This is a genomic window from Listeria innocua, assembly GCF_028596125.1.
In the GTDB taxonomy this organism is placed as follows: Bacteria; Bacillota; Bacilli; order Lactobacillales; family Listeriaceae; genus Listeria; species Listeria innocua.
Genome location: NZ_CP117229.1, coordinates 2,554,062 through 2,569,201 on the forward strand (window position 1 = coordinate 2,554,062; position 15,140 = coordinate 2,569,201).

The window sequence follows — 15,140 nt, forward strand, 5'->3', positions numbered from 1 at the left end:
CTTTATCAGTTTTCGTTTCTTAGAGATAAGCCAAGGTCAGCCAGTTTTACTTTAACTTCCTCAAGCGATTTACGGCCCAAGTTACGGACTTTCATCATATCGTCTTCGGATTTGTCAGCAAGTTCCTGTACTGTGTTGATTCCAGCGCGTTTCAAACAATTATATGAGCGAACAGACAAGTCTAATTCTTCAATAGTCATTTCAAGCACTTTCTCTTTATGGCTTTCTTCTTTTTCAATCATAATTTCAGCTTTTTGTGCTTCATCTGTTAAATTAACGAAGATACTTAAGTGCTCAGAAAGAATTTTAGCTCCAAGTGAAACTGCTTCTTCTGGGCTGATACTTCCGTCAGTTAACACATCAAACGTAAGCTTATCATAATTAGTTGATTGTCCAACACGTGTATTTTCCACTTGATAGTTCACACGGATAACCGGTGAAAAGATTGAATCGACTGGAAGTACACCAATTGGCATATTTTCGCGTTTATTTTGATCAGCAGGTGTGTAACCACGACCACGAGTCGCATTTAAACGCACATGAAATTTAGCATTATCACTTAATGTAGCAATGTGTAAGTCGGGATTTAAAATCTCAACGTCGCTGTCATAATTAATGTCAGCTGCAGTTACTACACCAGGACCTTGCATATCGATTTCTAATGTTTTTTCTTCATCAGAATAGATTTTTAGCGCAAGTTTTTTAATATTTAAAATCATGGTTGTTACATCTTCTACTACACCTTCAATTACAGAAAACTCATGTAAAGCTCCATCAATTTGGATAGAGGTTACTGCTGCACCTGGAAGAGAAGATAATAGAATACGACGTAAGGAGTTACCCAAAGTTGTACCATATCCACGCTCAAGTGGCTCTACAACAAACTTTCCATACTTGGCATCATCGCTGATCTCAATCGTCTCGATTTTTGGCTTTTCAATTTCGATCATTCAAATTTACCCTCCTTCAAAACGTCTAGAATATCAGTCTTTATGTCAAACTCTCTGCCTTGATAGTTAAGACAGTAAAAATCTACTATTGGCAAAAGAAAACGACCACTTATACGCGACGACGTTTTGGAGGACGACATCCGTTATGTGGAACTGGAGTTACATCTTTAATAGCTGTTACTTCAAGACCAGCTGCTTGTAGTGCACGGATAGCCGCTTCACGACCTGAACCAGGACCTTTAACAGTTACTTCTAATGTTTTTAAACCATGTTCTTGTGCTGATTTTGCTGCACTTTCAGCTGCCATTTGCGCTGCGAAAGGAGTAGATTTACGAGAACCTTTAAATCCTAGAGAACCTGCACTTGACCAAGCTAAAGCATTACCATGTGTGTCAGTAATCATTACGATCGTATTATTAAATGTAGAACGAATGTGTGCAATACCAGATTCGATATTCTTTTTCACACGACGTTTACGAGTATTTGTTTTACGAGCCATTCACTAACTACCTCCTTTACTATTATTTCTTTTTACCTGCTACTGTTTTGGACGGGCCTTTACGAGTACGGGCATTATTTTTTGTATTTTGTCCGCGAACTGGAAGTCCACGACGGTGACGCATGCCACGGTAAGAACCGATTTCGATTAGACGTTTAATGTTTAAGTTTACTTCACGACGAAGGTCACCTTCAACTTTAATGCGGTCTAAGATTTCACGGATTTTACCTAGCTCTTCTTCAGTTAAATCACGAGTACGAGTATCTTCAGAAACACCAGCTTCAGCAAGAACTTCTTTAGCTGTTTGTTTACCGATACCATAAATGTAAGTCAGGGAAATAACAATACGTTTTTCACGTGGAACGTCCACACCTGCAATACGTGCCATTTACTTAAGCACCTCCTCTTATCCTTGTTTTTGTTTATGTTTTGGATTTTCACAAATTACCATTACTTTACCTTTACGACGAATAACTTTACATTTTTCGCACATAGGTTTCACTGATGGTCTTACTTTCATATAGATATACCTCCTTGTTTATTAGAGAAAATGTCTCTATAAACCGATAATTTCTAAGCTGGATAAACCAGACCGGTATATAAATTCAATTTCGGAGTGCAAATTATTTAAAACGATAAGTAATTCTTCCGCGTGTCAGGTCGTATGGAGAAAGCTCTACTGTCACTTTATCTCCAGGTAAAATACGAATGTAATGCATGCGGATTTTACCAGAAACAGTTGCCAGTACTTTATGACCATTTTCGAGTTCAACATTGAACATCGCGTTTGGTAGAGTTTCTTGCACAACGCCTTCTACTTCAATAACATCTTCCTTTGCCATATGTTTGCTACCTCCTTCTTGTATTCTTGGATTTGTTCCTGATGCAGGCCTAATCCTTTCAGTGTAACTATTTCTCTTACATGAAAAAAACGTAAAACATGCAAAAATGGATGCACTTCATTAAAAGGCAACACATTTCGCCAGCTTTGCAGACAACCTGTAAAAGTGAAATCCGTAAAAACCAGAAGAACTGTCACTCGCAAAAGTATTGCGGCTGAACAGATCAGGGTAGAACATATACGTCATTCGGATGATCTTCAAACGGTTCTCTCGTTCATCATGATTTGCTTAGATGCCTTTAATTCCACTGCCAATTATCCATTATACTACAAATCAAACCAATTTGCACGCATTGATTTTGACAGTGATTTCAGCACAGCTTACCCCTCAAAAAGAAGCAAGAATTTTTTCCACATCTACAAAAACGTCATTAATATCTTGCTCGCCGTTTATGCTATGAAGTTTACCTTTTTCAGAGTAAAAATCAAGAAGCGGCTTGGTCTGTTTCATATTGACATTTAGTCGATTTTCAACAGTTTCTTTTTTGTCATCTTCGCGTTGGTAAAGTTCTCCACCATCTAAATCACATTTCCCAGGAACTTTCGGTGGGTTATAGATTTCATGGTAAGTTTTACCGCAAGTCCGACAAATCCAACGACCTGTAAGACGTTTCATTAAAACATCTTTATCAACTTCAATGTTAATGACAGCATCAAGTTCTGTCCCTAAATCACTTAGAATATTTTCTAGCTCTTCTGCTTGTTCCACTGTACGCGGAAAACCATCAAGCAAGAAACCATTCTTAGCATCATCTTCGGCCAAACGTTCACGAACGATACCATTTGTTACTTCATCAGGAACAAGGTCGCCATTGTCCATAAAGGATTTAGCTTTCTTTCCTAATTCCGTATTATTTTTCATAGCTGCTCGGAACATATCTCCAGTGGAAATATGAGGAATGTTGTATTTCTCAACAATCTGTTCCGCTTGTGTGCCTTTTCCGGCGCCGGGCAGTCCCATTAATACTAATTTCAACTGTTTCGCCCCTTATTACGCGCTAGCTCCTGCTAGGAAATCCTAACAAGAACCGCGTGTTATTTGATAAATCCCCGATAGTTCCTTTTTACAAGTTGTCCTTCGAGTTGTTTCGTAGTATCTAATGCTACCCCGATAACAATTAGTAGGCTTGTACCACCAACGGCAAGTGACTGCGGTAAACTAAACACAGTAGTACCGATAGTTGGAAGTATAGCAACCGCTGAAAGGAAAATTGCACCAACAAATGTTAATCGGTAAAGTACCGATGTAAGATATGCTTGTGTTTCCCGACCAGGACGTTTACTAGGAATATACCCACCTTGCTTTTTCAAGTTGTCCGCAACTTTCTCAGGGTTCACTTGAATGAAAGCATAGAAATAAGTGAAAGCAACAATTAGTGCAACATATAAAATCATACCAATTGGTTTTGTGTAATCAAACACGTCTTTCAATACTTTTACAATGTCGTTACTTTGATCAAAGAAAGTAAGAATTGTTTGCGGTGTAATAATAAATGCACTTGCAAAGATAACTGGGATAACTCCGGCAGAGTTAAGTTTTAATGGCAAATGAGTTGCTTGCGCGCCCGATTGTTTTGCTCCTGCTACACGTTTAGAGTATTGAATTGGAATTTTACGAAGTGCTTGTTGGAAGAAGATAACAGCTACAACAATAGCTAGAATCGCAACTCCCACACCTGCTAACGTTAAAATGTGTAAGAACAGTTGATCACCAGCGTTTTCAATTTGCGAAACATATAATTGACGCACTCCATCAGGAATACGAGCAACAATACCTGCAAAGATAATGATGGAAACACCATTACCAACGCCTTTAACAGTGATTTGTTCCCCTAACCACATTAAGAACATTGTACCGGTAGTTAATACGATTGCAATAATCACATATCTACCGATGGATGGTTCGATAACCAAACCAGCAGATGACATGCGGTTAAACCCGTATGCCATACCGAATGCTTCGATTAAACCAAGTCCAATCGTCATGTATCTAGTAAGTTGATTGAGTTTTTTACGACCCATTTCCCCTTGCTTAGACCATTCAGTTAACTTGGGAACAACATCCATTTGAAGTAACTGAACAATAATGGAAGATGTAATGTAAGGCATTACACCCATGGCAAAAATTGAGAAGTTTTTTAAAGCCCCACCATTAAATGTGTTTAAGAACCCCAAAATACCGCCATCCATACTAGATTGTAAAGCAGCTGCGTTAACTCCCGGTACTGGCACGAATGTACCAATACGGAAAATAACTAGCATAGCTAATGTAAATAGTATTTTTTTACGGATGTCTGCTACTTTGAAGAAGTTCGCTAACGTTTGAAACATTAGATCACCTCAGTTTTTCCGCCGGCTGCTTCAATAGCTTCTTTGGCAGCTGCAGAGAATTTGTTCGCTTTCACAGTAAGTTTTTTCTCGATATTTCCATCAGATAAAATTTTAATCCCGGATTTTTCGTTACGAATAATTCCAGTTTCGATTAAAAGTTCTGGTGTTACTTCTGTACCATCTTCAAAGCGGTTTAAAACATCTAAGTTAACGATAGCAAATTCTTTACGGTTGATATTTGTGAATCCACGTTTTGGAATACGACGGAAAAGTGGAAGTTGTCCACCTTCAAAACCTAGGCGTACGCCACCACCGGAACGAGCTTTTTGTCCTTTATGACCGCGTCCAGAAGTTTTGCCGTTACCAGAGCCTGTTCCACGACCAACACGATTACGTTCTTTACGAGAACCTTCTGAAGGTTTAAGTTCATGTAGTTTCATGTCAAGCACCTCCTCCTATTTAACAAATTCTATCAATTACATATTATTATATTAAGCTTAAACTTCTTTGACGTCCACTAAATGACTTACTTTAGTGATCATCCCACGAATTGCAGGATTATCTTCTTTAACCACTACAGAATTTGTTTTACCAAGACCTAATGCTTGAACAGTTTTGCGTTGTGGTTGAGGGCGTCCGATTAAGCTACGTTTTAGAGTAATTTCTAACTTCGCCATAATGATAATTCCCTCCTTATCCTAACAATTCTTCTACTGTTTTGCCACGAAGTTTCGCAACATCTTCAGCGTTTTTAAGTTGTTTAATTCCGTCGATTGTAGCACGTACCATGTTAATTGGTGTATTAGATCCAAGCGATTTGGAAGATACATCAGCAACACCAGCAAGTTCTAGGACCGCACGAACGGGACCACCAGCAGTTACACCAGAACCGGCACTAGCTGGTTTAAGAAGAATTTCTCCGCCACCAAAATGTCCGACTACAGTGTGTGGAATAGTTGTGTCTACAGTTGGTACAAACACCATGTTCTTTTTAGCATCCTCAACAGCTTTGCGGATTGCATCTGGAACTTCTTGTGCTTTACCAGTACCGAAACCAACATGACCATTTTTGTCTCCAACAACAACAAGTGCTGTGAAACGGAAACGACGTCCACCTTTAACTACTTTAGCAACACGGTTGATTGTAACAACGCGTTCTTCTAAATCTAATTTGTTTCCATCAATTTGCTCAGGCATGTAATATGTCCCTCCTTCTTATTAAAATTCTAGTCCATTTTCGCGAGCTGCTTCAGCAAGAGCTTTTACGCGGCCATGATATAAGTATCCTCCACGGTCAAAAGTGACAGAAGTAATACCTTTTTCGGAAGCACGTTTAGCAACTAGTTCGCCAACTTTGCTTGCTGCATCAACTTTGGATTCAGCAGAACCGAAATCTTTATCTAAATTAGACGCACTTGCAAGTGTCACACCATTTACATCATCAATAACTTGAGCATAAATGTTTTTGTTTGAACGGAATACGTTTAAACGTGGACGACTTTCAGTTCCAGAAATCTTAGAACGAACACGAGCATGTCTTTTTTTACGTACTTTATTTTTGTCGATTTTGGTAATCACACGACTCACCTCTTCTCTCATTTGCCTAATTAAGCGGCATTATTTACCAGTTTTACCTTCTTTACGGCGTACATGTTCGCCTTCGTAACGAATACCTTTACCTTTATATGGCTCTGGTGGACGTACGGCACGAATGTTTGCAGCTAACTCGCCAACGTGTTCTTTGTTGTATCCTTTAACAATCACTTGAGTGTTTGCAGGAACTTCAATTTCTACGCCTTTAGGAGCAACAAACTCTACTGGATGAGAGTACCCTACGTTAAGAACAAGTTTGTCTCCTTGTTTTTGCGCACGGTAACCAACACCGATAAGTTCTAATTTCTTTTCATAACCCTCGGAAACTCCGACAACCATGTTATTAAGAATAGCACGAGTTGTACCATGAAGTGCACGGTGGTTTTTATTATCAGTCGGGCGAGAAACGTTAATTTCGTTGCCTTCAATATTAATAGTAATTTCTGGGTTGAACTCTTTTACAAGTTCACCTTTAGGACCTTTAACTGTTGCTGTTGATCCATTAAGTGTAACTGTTACACCTGCAGGAATCACAATAGTTTTTTTACCTATACGGGACATTTATTGCACCTCCTTATGGTTTACTTTTTCTTACCAAACGTATGCTAGTACTTCTCCGCCGACTTGTTTAGCACGGGCTTCTTTGTCGGTTAAAACGCCTTGGGAAGTAGACACGATTGCGATACCTAGACCGTTAAGTACTTTAGGCACCTCAGTTGATTTTGCATATACACGTAAACCTGGCTTACTGATACGTTTCAAACCAGTGATTACACGTTCGCCAGTCGCTCCATATTTTAAGAAAACACGGATTGTTCCAGCATTGTCATCTTCAATATATTCAACGTCACGGATAAAACCTTCACGCTTCAATATTTCAGCAATTTCTTTTTTGATTTTGGATGCAGGCAGTTCTAATTTATCATGTTTAACCATGTTTGCATTACGAATGCGAGTTAGAAAATCTGCAATTGGATCTGTCATCACCATGTATAATACCCTCCTTCCTTAAACTCTTTCTTACCAGCTTGCTTTTTTCACGCCGGGAATTTGACCTTTATAGGCAAGTTCACGGAAACAAATACGGCATAATTTAAATTTGCGAATAACGGAATGTGGACGACCACAACGTTCACAACGAGTATATGCTTGAACAGCGTATTTTGGTGTACGTTTTTGCTTCGCGATCATGGATTTCTTAGCCACGTTTTCGCCTCCCTACTAAATTAGTTTTGATTACTTTTGAAATGGCATCCCTAGTTGAGTAAGTAACTCATGAGATTCTTCATCACTTTTGGCAGTTGTAACGATTACTACGTCCATACCGCGTACTTTTGATACTTGATCGTAATCAATTTCAGGGAAAATAAGTTGCTCTCTAACACCCAACGTATAGTTACCACGACCATCGAAAGCTTTTTTCGATACGCCACGGAAATCACGAACACGTGGAAGTGAAACAGTAACTAATTTATCTAAGAAATCATACATGCGTTCACCACGCAATGTTACTTTAGCACCGATTGGCATTCCTTCACGAAGACGGAAACCAGCGATAGAATTTTTTGCTTTTGTGATAACAGGTTTTTGACCAGTGATAAGAGCTAACTCCTCCACTGCACTGTCTAACACTTTCGCATTTGCTGTAGCGTCACCAACACCAGTGTTGATTACGATTTTATCTATTTTTGGAACCTCCATTACGGAGTCATAATTGAATTTGCTCATTAAAGCAGGAACAATTTCCTTAAGATATTGATCTTTAAGGCGATTCATGTAATATTCCCTCCTTCCTACGACTATTATTTATCTATTACTTCACCGGATTTTTTTGCTACGCGTACTTTTTTATCACCTTTAACTTCGTAGCCTACACGAGTAGGTTCGCCAGTTTTAGGGTCAATTAGCATTACGTTTGAAACATGGATTGGTGCTTCAACATTCAAGATTCCGCCTTGCGGGTTGATGTTGGAAGGTTTAGTATGTTTTTTAACCATATTGATTCCTTCGATAAGTACGCGGTCCTTTTTCGGAAATGCTGCGAGCACTTTGCCGGATTTGCCTTTATCTTTACCAGTAATAACTTTTACTTTATCACCTTTTTTGACATGCATTGGTATAGCACCTCCTTGATTTCTTGGAACTTAATTTTTAAAGAACTTCTGGAGCTAAAGAAACGATCTTCATAAAGTTGTTTTCACGAAGTTCGCGAGCAACAGGTCCAAAAATACGTGTTCCACGAGGACTTTTATCGTCACGGATAATGACACATGCATTTTCATCAAACTTGATGTAAGAACCGTCTTGACGACGTGCTCCACTCTTAGTACGAACGATTACTGCTTTAACAACTTCACCTTTTTTGACAACGCCGCCTGGTGTTGCTTGTTTAACGGTACACACGACAACATCACCAATGTTAGCAGTTTTGCGTCCTGATCCACCTAGCACTTTAATAGTTAACACTTCACGTGCGCCAGAGTTATCAGCCACTTTCATACGACTTTCTTGTTGAATCATTAGGACACCCTCCTTCCAGAATAACGGGTCGGAAAAATTGCACTCGGCAACTTTTCACAATCTATTTTTAACTTTTGATTTAGATAATTACTGCTTCTTCTACAACTTCTAATAAACGGAAATGTTTAGTTGCAGACAATGGACGAGTTTCGGAAATACGAACTACATCGCCAGTTTTTGCAATGTTATTTTCATCATGCGCTTTGAATTTTTTAGAATACTTCACGCGTTTACCGTACAAACCATGTTTCTTGTACGTTTCAACAACCACGGTAATTGTTTTATCCATTTTATCGGATACAACACGACCAGTATAAACTTTACGTTGGTTACGGTCAGCCATGTATTAAAACCTCCTTACGATTCTTTTTTAAGCAAGTTCTCTTTCTCGAACGATTGTTTTCATACGGGCAATTGCTTTACGAACCTCACGAATACGTGCGGTGTTTTCTAATTGACCAGTAGCTAATTGAAAGCGCAGGTTGAAGAGCTCTTCTTTCAAAGCTTTTTCTTGATCTTGGATTTCGGTAGTGGATAAATCACGGATATCATTAGCTTTCATTTGCTTCACCACCAATTTCTTCACGTTTAACGATCTTAGTTTTGACCGGCAGTTTGTGTGCTGCTAGACGTAATGCTTCACGCGCTACATCTTCAGGAACACCTGCGATTTCAAACATAATTTTGCCGCGTTTGACTGGGCTTACCCAACCTTCCGGAGCACCTTTACCTTTACCCATCCGAACCCCGATTGGTTTAGAAGTGTAAGATTTATGAGGGAAAATTTTAATCCAAACTTTACCGCCACGTTTCATGTAACGAGTCATTGCGATACGAGCTGCTTCGATTTGACGGTTTGTAATCCAAGAAGCTTCAACTGCTTGAAGACCATATTCACCAAATGCAACTTCAGTTCCGCCTTTCGCGCGTCCACGCATGTTTCCGCGGAATTCACGACGGTATTTTACACGTTTAGGAACTAACATTATTATTTTCCTCCTTCCACATTGTTTTTCTTCGTAGGAAGGACTTCACCACGGTAGATCCAGACTTTAACGCCTAGTTTACCATAAGTTGTGTCAGCTTCTTCCCATGCGTAGTCGATGTCGGCACGCAATGTATGAAGAGGTACTGTTCCTTCGCTATAGTGTTCAGCACGAGCGATATCCGCTCCGCCAAGACGACCAGATACTTGAGTTTTGATACCTTTTGCTCCAGCACGCATAGTACGTTGGATAGCTTGTTTTTGCGCACGACGGAAAGATACACGACCTTCCAATTGACGAGCGATGTTTTCAGCAACCAATTTTGCGTCTAGGTCAGCACGTTTGATTTCTACGATATTGATATGAACACGTTTTTGAGTAAGTTCGTTTAAGTTTTTGCGTAATGCTTCAACTTCAGAACCACCTTTACCGATAACCATACCAGGTTTAGCAGTATGAATAGTGATATTCACACGGTTAGCTGCACGTTCGATTTCTACGCGAGAAACAGAAGCGTCAGATAAACGTTTTGCAACATAATCACGGATGCGTAAATCTTCATGTAAGAAGTCCGCATAATCTTTTTCCGCGTACCATTTGGAGTCCCAATCACGGATGACACCGATACGCATACCTATTGGATGTACTTTTTGACCCACGAATTATCCCTCCTTCACTTCAGATACCACAACTGTAATGTGGCTAGTACGTTTGTTGATTGCACTTGCACGACCTTGTGCACGTGGACGGAAACGTTTAAGTGTTGGACCTTCGTCAACAAATGCTTCCTCTACTACAAGGTTGTTAATGTCTAAATCATAGTTATGCTCTGCGTTAGCAATAGCGGATTTTAATACTTTTTCAATAATTGGGGAAGCTGATCTTGGAGTATACTTCAAGATTGCAATTGCTTCGCCAACTTGCTTGCCTCGAATTAAATCAATGACGATTCTAGCTTTGCGAGGAGCAATACGAACCGTTTTGGCAACGGCTTTTGCGCTTGTAACTTCACTTGCCATTAGGATATCCTCCTCTCAAATTAGCGTTTAGTTTTTTTATCGTCGCCCGCATGACCGCGGTACGTACGAGTTGGTGCGAATTCGCCCAGTTTGTGTCCTACCATATCTTCTTGAACATAAACAGGAACGTGTTTACGTCCATCATATACTGCGATTGTTTGTCCAACAAAAGTTGGGAAAATCGTGGAGCGACGAGACCAAGTTTTAATTACTTGTTTCTTTTCGCTTTCTGCTGCTGCTTCCACTTTCTTCATCAAGTGGTCATCAACAAAAGGTCCTTTTTTCAAACTACGACCCATGACGGAACCTCCCTTCGCATAGTCAGGAAGCTGAGAACGCTTGTCCTCGCTATCCTGCTACCAATTTTATTCAATCTATTAATCCGATTATTTTTTCTTACGACGACGTACGATAAATTTATCGGAGTTGTTGTTTTTCTTACGTGTTTTGTATCCAAGAGTTGGTTTACCCCATGGAGACATTGGCGATTTACGACCGATTGGAGCTTTACCTTCACCACCACCGTGTGGGTGATCGTTCGGGTTCATTACAGATCCACGAACAGTTGGGCGTTTACCCATCCAACGTGAACGACCTGCTTTACCGATGTTGATAAGTTCGTGTTGTTCGTTACCAACTTGACCGATTGTAGCACGGCAAGTAGCAAGGATCATGCGAACTTCACCGGAGTTTAAGCGGATTAATACGTATTTGCCTTCTTTACCAAGTACTTGAGCACTTGTTCCAGCAGAACGTACTAATTGTCCACCTTTACCAGGTTTCATTTCGATATTGTGGATAACAGTACCCACTGGAATATCTTTTAATTCTAGTGCATTACCGACTTTGATGTCAGCTTCTGCTCCTGAATAAATTGTTTGACCTACTTCAAGGCCTTTCGCTGCGATGATGTAGCGTTTTTCTCCATCAGCATAGTTGATTAGAGCAATATTAGCAGAACGGTTTGGATCGTACTCGATCGTTGCAACGCGTCCAGGAATACCATCTTTGTTACGTTTGAAATCAATCACGCGGTATTGGCGTTTATGGCCACCGCCGTGATGACGAACAGTTAACTTACCTTGGTTATTGCGTCCGGCTTTCTTTTTAAGAGGACGTAGTAAAGATTTTTCTGGAGTACTTGTAGTAATCTCAGCGAAATCTGAACTTGTCATATGCCGGCGCCCGTTAGTGGTAGGTTTATACTTTTTGATCGCCATTGTTTCCCCTCCTCGTTAGAATTATTTAAAGTTAGTCGAATTATACTTCAAAGAATTGAATTTCTTTGCTGTCAGCTGTAACAGTAACAATCGCTTTACGACGTTTGTTAGTGTAACCTGCATAACGGCCCATACGTTTAAGTTTGCCTTTGTAATTCATTACGTTTACTTTAGCAACTTTCACGTCGAAAATTTCTTCAATTGCGTATTTTACTTGCGTTTTAGTTGCGCGAGTATCTACTTCAAATGTATATTTCTTATCGTCGAGAATGCTTGTAGATTCTTCAGTTACAACTGGGCGCTTAATGATGTCGCGTGCATCCATTATGCGAGCACCTCCTCTACTTTTTCGACAGCTGCTTTAGTGATAATTAACTTATCATGTTTAGCAACTTCTAGTACTGAGATACTTTCAGCTGGAATAACTGTAATGCCTTGTAAGTTGCGTGCAGATAATTCTACATTTTCACTTTCACCAGCAACTACGATTAGTGCCTTAGTATCTACAGAGATATTTTTAAGAAAAGCCGCAAATTCTTTTGTTTTAGGTGCATCGAAAGTCAAACCTTCAAGTACAACTAATTTTTCTTCATTTACTTTAGAAGAAAGAATCGATTTAATCGCTAAACGACGAACTTTCTTAGGTAATTTGTAAGCATATGAACGAGGTGTTGGGCCGAATACGACACCACCGCCGCGCCATTGTGGGGAACGGATTGAACCTTGACGGGCACGACCTGTACCTTTTTGACGCCATGGTTTACGTCCGCCACCACGTACTTCTGAACGATTTTTCACTTTATGAGTCCCTTGACGTAGGGATGCACGTTGGCTCAAAATTACGTCAACAACAACTTTTTCATTTGGTTCGATACCGAAAACAGTGTCGTTTAAAGTAATTTCGCCAGCGTTTGTTCCATCTTGTTTAAGTAAGCTTAATTTTGGCATTCGTTAGTCCTCCTTTCCAAATGAATTATTTTGCTTTAGTAGCAGTTTTAATTTGAACTAATGCTTTTTTAGCGCCTGGAACGTTACCTTTTACTAAAAGAACGTTCTTTTCAACGTCTACTTTAACGATTTCTAGGTTTTGGATAGTGATTTGTTCTCCACCCATACGACCTGGAAGTAGTTTATTTTTGAAAACACGGTTAGGTGCTACTGGACCCATTGAACCTGGGCGACGATGGTAACGGGAACCGTGGGCCATAGGGCCGCGTGATTGTCCGTGGCGTTTAATAACACCTTGGAATCCTTTACCTTTCGATACGCCTGTCGCGTCGATGATGTCACCTTCTGCGAATACGTCTACTTTTACTTCTGCACCAATCTCATACTCGTCTAAGTTTACATCGCGGAATTCGCGAATGAAGCGCTTAGGAGTAGTATCGGCTTTTGCTACATGACCTTGTTCGGGTTTGTTTGACAATTTTGCTCTCTTATCTTCGAAACCGATTTGTACAGCTTCATAGCCGTCAGTTTCAACAGTTTTCTTTTGAAGTACCACGTTTTGTGCTGCTTCGATTACTGTTACTGGAATAAGTTCGCCGTTTTCAGTGAAAACTTGTGTCATCCCTACTTTTCTACCTAAGATTCCTTTGGTCATGAGTCACACCTCCTGTTAATTTAATATATTCTTATTATAGTTTGATTTCGATGTCCACACCGCTTGGCAAGTCTAAACGCATCAAGCTATCAACTGTTTGTGGTGTTGGATTAACGATGTCGATTAAACGTTTGTGTGTACGCATTTCGAATTGCTCACGAGAATCTTTATATTTGTGGACCGCACGCAAGACTGTGTAGATAGACTTCTCTGTTGGAAGTGGAATCGGACCAGATACGGAAGCACCTGAGCGTTTCGCTGTTTCTACGATCTTTTCTGCTGATTGATCCAAAATACGGTGATCATACGCTTTTAAACGAATACGAATTTTTTGTTTTGCCATTACTTTCCCTCCTTTTCGCCTACTTTCAAAGTAGACATTCTCCGTGAAAATTACCTGAACATCCGCCATGGCAAAGCGGCCGGGTGTGTCAGCAACCTTTCACTTCATCACATGGGCATTCCCGGCAATACCGGGGTGCTCGTTGTCAAAAGGGCAGACCAATGCCTGTCCATTTGCACTTTATCTATTATACACGGGTTAGGGGTAGTAATCAACCGCTTTTTGAAAAAAGTTTTAAGTTATTTTCATAGAAGCTATTATATAGAAGAATCTCGGTTTATTATCTGACGAAAAACGCTTCATAGCAGTATTCTTTGGTTTTTAAATAAAATAAAAAAACATCCGATGATTCGAATGTTTTTAAGAAGTACGAAGCAATATAAGTCCAGCTGTTAGAAGCAACATGACACCTAGCGCAACAAGATCGCCAAAGTGCCAGTGAAGTATCCGAAAACGAGTTCGTCCTTCCCCGCCCTGATAACCTCTAGCTTCCATTGCGTCGGCTAGCTCTTCGGCCCGGTTAAAGGAACTAACGAAAAGCGGAATAAAAATCGGAACAACCACTTTCATTTGTTCGAATAAGTTTCCTTCACCAAAATCAACTCCACGTGCGCGCTGAGCTTTCATAATTTTATCCGTTTCACCCATAAGTGTCGGAATAAAACGTAGCGCAACGGAGATCATTAAGGCGATGTCGTTAACAGGTACTTTGAGCACTGCAAAAGGACGAAGGATATACGCAATTGCATCTGTTAAGTTCATCGGGGTAGTTGTTAAAGTAATGACTGTCGACATAATAATAATTAATACAAAGCGTAAAAACACAAAAACACCATTCAAAAGACCGAAAGACGAAATTGTAAAAGGACCCCAGTCAAAATAAATTGTTCCACCACTCGCGAACAGGATTTGCATCACAACGGTGAATAAGATTAACCAAATAAGCGGTTTAACTCCCTTTATGAACACTTTCAACTTTATCCCCGTCATTTGAACAATCATTAGCGTGAATAAGACCATTAAAGCGTATGTCCACCAATTATTCGCTAAAAATAAAATTCCAATGTAATAAAACCCAGCTAGCAATTTCGTTCTCGCGTCAAGCCCGTGAATTAAGGACTCCCCTGGAACAAAACGACCTAATATCAGTTTTTCTATCATTCAAAGAAGCCCCC

The 15,140-nt window shown here is 39.9% G+C and carries 29 protein-coding genes; all 29 read right to left on the reverse strand.

Annotation, left to right across the window (positions count from 1 at the left end; genetic code table 11):
* Nucleotides 1–5: 5 nt before the first annotated feature.
* Nucleotides 6–950 (reverse strand): DNA-directed RNA polymerase subunit alpha, encoded by a 945-nt coding sequence (locus PQQ29_RS13255; RefSeq protein ID WP_003723676.1) that lies wholly within the window; start codon nt 948–950, stop codon nt 6–8.
* Nucleotides 951–1,059: 109 nt separating this feature from the next.
* Entirely contained in the window at nt 1,060–1,449 is a 390-nt protein-coding gene (gene rpsK, locus PQQ29_RS13260; protein ID WP_003720926.1) for a 30S ribosomal protein S11, read from the reverse strand.
* A 22-nt stretch (nt 1,450–1,471) separates the two neighbouring features.
* Nucleotides 1,472–1,837: a 30S ribosomal protein S13 gene (gene rpsM, locus PQQ29_RS13265; protein ID WP_003723677.1), complete on the reverse strand. Its 366-nt coding sequence runs from the start codon at nt 1,835–1,837 to the stop codon at nt 1,472–1,474.
* Nucleotides 1,838–1,855: 18 nt separating this feature from the next.
* Nucleotides 1,856–1,969: a 50S ribosomal protein L36 gene (gene rpmJ, locus PQQ29_RS13270; RefSeq protein WP_003720928.1), complete on the reverse strand. Its 114-nt coding sequence runs from the start codon at nt 1,967–1,969 to the stop codon at nt 1,856–1,858.
* Between the two features lie 103 nt (nt 1,970–2,072).
* Nucleotides 2,073–2,291 (reverse strand): translation initiation factor IF-1, encoded by a 219-nt coding sequence (gene infA / locus PQQ29_RS13275; RefSeq protein WP_003720929.1) that lies wholly within the window; start codon nt 2,289–2,291, stop codon nt 2,073–2,075.
* 387 nt (nt 2,292–2,678) lie between these two features.
* Nucleotides 2,679–3,326, reverse strand: a complete 648-nt coding sequence (locus tag PQQ29_RS13280; RefSeq protein ID WP_003768462.1) for an adenylate kinase — start codon at nt 3,324–3,326, stop codon at nt 2,679–2,681.
* Between the two features lie 59 nt (nt 3,327–3,385).
* The gene (gene secY / locus PQQ29_RS13285; protein WP_003772941.1) at nt 3,386–4,681 is read right to left on the reverse strand and encodes a preprotein translocase subunit SecY; all 1,296 of its coding nucleotides are present in this window, start codon (nt 4,679–4,681) and stop codon (nt 3,386–3,388) included.
* Entirely contained in the window at nt 4,681–5,121 is a 441-nt protein-coding gene (rplO, locus tag PQQ29_RS13290; RefSeq protein WP_003764125.1) for a 50S ribosomal protein L15, read from the reverse strand. The genes secY and rplO overlap by 1 nt, the downstream gene beginning before the upstream one ends.
* A gap of 57 nt (nt 5,122–5,178) precedes the next feature.
* Nucleotides 5,179–5,358 (reverse strand): 50S ribosomal protein L30, encoded by a 180-nt coding sequence (gene rpmD / locus PQQ29_RS13295; protein WP_003720933.1) that lies wholly within the window; start codon nt 5,356–5,358, stop codon nt 5,179–5,181.
* A gap of 16 nt (nt 5,359–5,374) precedes the next feature.
* Nucleotides 5,375–5,878, reverse strand: a complete 504-nt coding sequence (gene rpsE, locus PQQ29_RS13300) for a 30S ribosomal protein S5 (RefSeq protein WP_003772938.1) — start codon at nt 5,876–5,878, stop codon at nt 5,375–5,377.
* 21 nt (nt 5,879–5,899) lie between these two features.
* Entirely contained in the window at nt 5,900–6,259 is a 360-nt protein-coding gene (gene rplR, locus PQQ29_RS13305; RefSeq protein WP_003764129.1) for a 50S ribosomal protein L18, read from the reverse strand.
* Between the two features lie 39 nt (nt 6,260–6,298).
* A complete protein-coding gene (rplF, locus tag PQQ29_RS13310) occupies nt 6,299–6,835 on the reverse strand; it encodes a 50S ribosomal protein L6 (RefSeq protein WP_003749693.1) in 537 nt (178 codons plus the stop codon).
* 30 nt (nt 6,836–6,865) lie between these two features.
* Nucleotides 6,866–7,264, reverse strand: coding sequence for a 30S ribosomal protein S8 (gene rpsH / locus PQQ29_RS13315; RefSeq protein WP_003720937.1), 399 nt, complete (start codon nt 7,262–7,264; stop codon nt 6,866–6,868).
* Nucleotides 7,265–7,294: 30 nt separating this feature from the next.
* Nucleotides 7,295–7,480, reverse strand: a complete 186-nt coding sequence (locus PQQ29_RS13320; protein ID WP_003723684.1) for a type Z 30S ribosomal protein S14 — start codon at nt 7,478–7,480, stop codon at nt 7,295–7,297.
* A gap of 30 nt (nt 7,481–7,510) precedes the next feature.
* Nucleotides 7,511–8,050 (reverse strand): 50S ribosomal protein L5, encoded by a 540-nt coding sequence (gene rplE / locus PQQ29_RS13325; protein WP_003720938.1) that lies wholly within the window; start codon nt 8,048–8,050, stop codon nt 7,511–7,513.
* Between the two features lie 26 nt (nt 8,051–8,076).
* Nucleotides 8,077–8,388, reverse strand: coding sequence for a 50S ribosomal protein L24 (gene rplX / locus PQQ29_RS13330; RefSeq protein WP_003720939.1), 312 nt, complete (start codon nt 8,386–8,388; stop codon nt 8,077–8,079).
* A 37-nt stretch (nt 8,389–8,425) separates the two neighbouring features.
* Nucleotides 8,426–8,794: a 50S ribosomal protein L14 gene (gene rplN, locus PQQ29_RS13335; protein ID WP_003723686.1), complete on the reverse strand. Its 369-nt coding sequence runs from the start codon at nt 8,792–8,794 to the stop codon at nt 8,426–8,428.
* A gap of 79 nt (nt 8,795–8,873) precedes the next feature.
* The gene (gene rpsQ, locus PQQ29_RS13340) at nt 8,874–9,137 is read right to left on the reverse strand and encodes a 30S ribosomal protein S17 (RefSeq protein ID WP_003720941.1); all 264 of its coding nucleotides are present in this window, start codon (nt 9,135–9,137) and stop codon (nt 8,874–8,876) included.
* Nucleotides 9,138–9,164: 27 nt separating this feature from the next.
* The gene (gene rpmC, locus PQQ29_RS13345; protein ID WP_003720942.1) at nt 9,165–9,356 is read right to left on the reverse strand and encodes a 50S ribosomal protein L29; all 192 of its coding nucleotides are present in this window, start codon (nt 9,354–9,356) and stop codon (nt 9,165–9,167) included.
* Nucleotides 9,346–9,780 carry a 50S ribosomal protein L16 gene (gene rplP / locus PQQ29_RS13350; protein ID WP_003720943.1) on the reverse strand — a complete coding sequence of 145 codons (435 nt, stop codon included), beginning with the start codon at nt 9,778–9,780 and terminating at the stop codon, nt 9,346–9,348. Before rplP ends, rpmC begins: the two co-directional genes overlap by 11 nt.
* 2 nt (nt 9,781–9,782) lie before the next feature.
* Complete coding sequence (gene rpsC, locus PQQ29_RS13355) at nt 9,783–10,439, reverse strand: 30S ribosomal protein S3 (protein WP_003720944.1); 657 nt, start codon at nt 10,437–10,439, stop codon at nt 9,783–9,785.
* A 3-nt stretch (nt 10,440–10,442) separates the two neighbouring features.
* Nucleotides 10,443–10,799 carry a 50S ribosomal protein L22 gene (gene rplV, locus PQQ29_RS13360; protein ID WP_003727697.1) on the reverse strand — a complete coding sequence of 119 codons (357 nt, stop codon included), beginning with the start codon at nt 10,797–10,799 and terminating at the stop codon, nt 10,443–10,445.
* 20 nt (nt 10,800–10,819) lie between these two features.
* A complete protein-coding gene (gene rpsS, locus PQQ29_RS13365) occupies nt 10,820–11,098 on the reverse strand; it encodes a 30S ribosomal protein S19 (RefSeq protein WP_003720946.1) in 279 nt (92 codons plus the stop codon).
* 87 nt (nt 11,099–11,185) lie between these two features.
* The gene (rplB, locus tag PQQ29_RS13370) at nt 11,186–12,019 is read right to left on the reverse strand and encodes a 50S ribosomal protein L2 (RefSeq protein ID WP_003727696.1); all 834 of its coding nucleotides are present in this window, start codon (nt 12,017–12,019) and stop codon (nt 11,186–11,188) included.
* A 40-nt stretch (nt 12,020–12,059) separates the two neighbouring features.
* Entirely contained in the window at nt 12,060–12,344 is a 285-nt protein-coding gene (rplW, locus tag PQQ29_RS13375) for a 50S ribosomal protein L23 (RefSeq protein WP_003728540.1), read from the reverse strand.
* Entirely contained in the window at nt 12,344–12,967 is a 624-nt protein-coding gene (rplD, locus tag PQQ29_RS13380; protein WP_003727695.1) for a 50S ribosomal protein L4, read from the reverse strand. The genes rplW and rplD overlap by 1 nt, the downstream gene beginning before the upstream one ends.
* Before the next feature lie 25 nt (nt 12,968–12,992).
* The gene (rplC, locus tag PQQ29_RS13385; RefSeq protein WP_003772936.1) at nt 12,993–13,622 is read right to left on the reverse strand and encodes a 50S ribosomal protein L3; all 630 of its coding nucleotides are present in this window, start codon (nt 13,620–13,622) and stop codon (nt 12,993–12,995) included.
* A gap of 34 nt (nt 13,623–13,656) precedes the next feature.
* Nucleotides 13,657–13,965, reverse strand: coding sequence for a 30S ribosomal protein S10 (rpsJ, locus tag PQQ29_RS13390; protein WP_003720954.1), 309 nt, complete (start codon nt 13,963–13,965; stop codon nt 13,657–13,659).
* Between the two features lie 360 nt (nt 13,966–14,325).
* Entirely contained in the window at nt 14,326–15,126 is an 801-nt protein-coding gene (gene fmnA, locus PQQ29_RS13395; protein WP_003772934.1) for an FAD export ECF transporter transmembrane subunit FmnA, read from the reverse strand.
* Nucleotides 15,127–15,140: the final 14 nt, after the last annotated feature.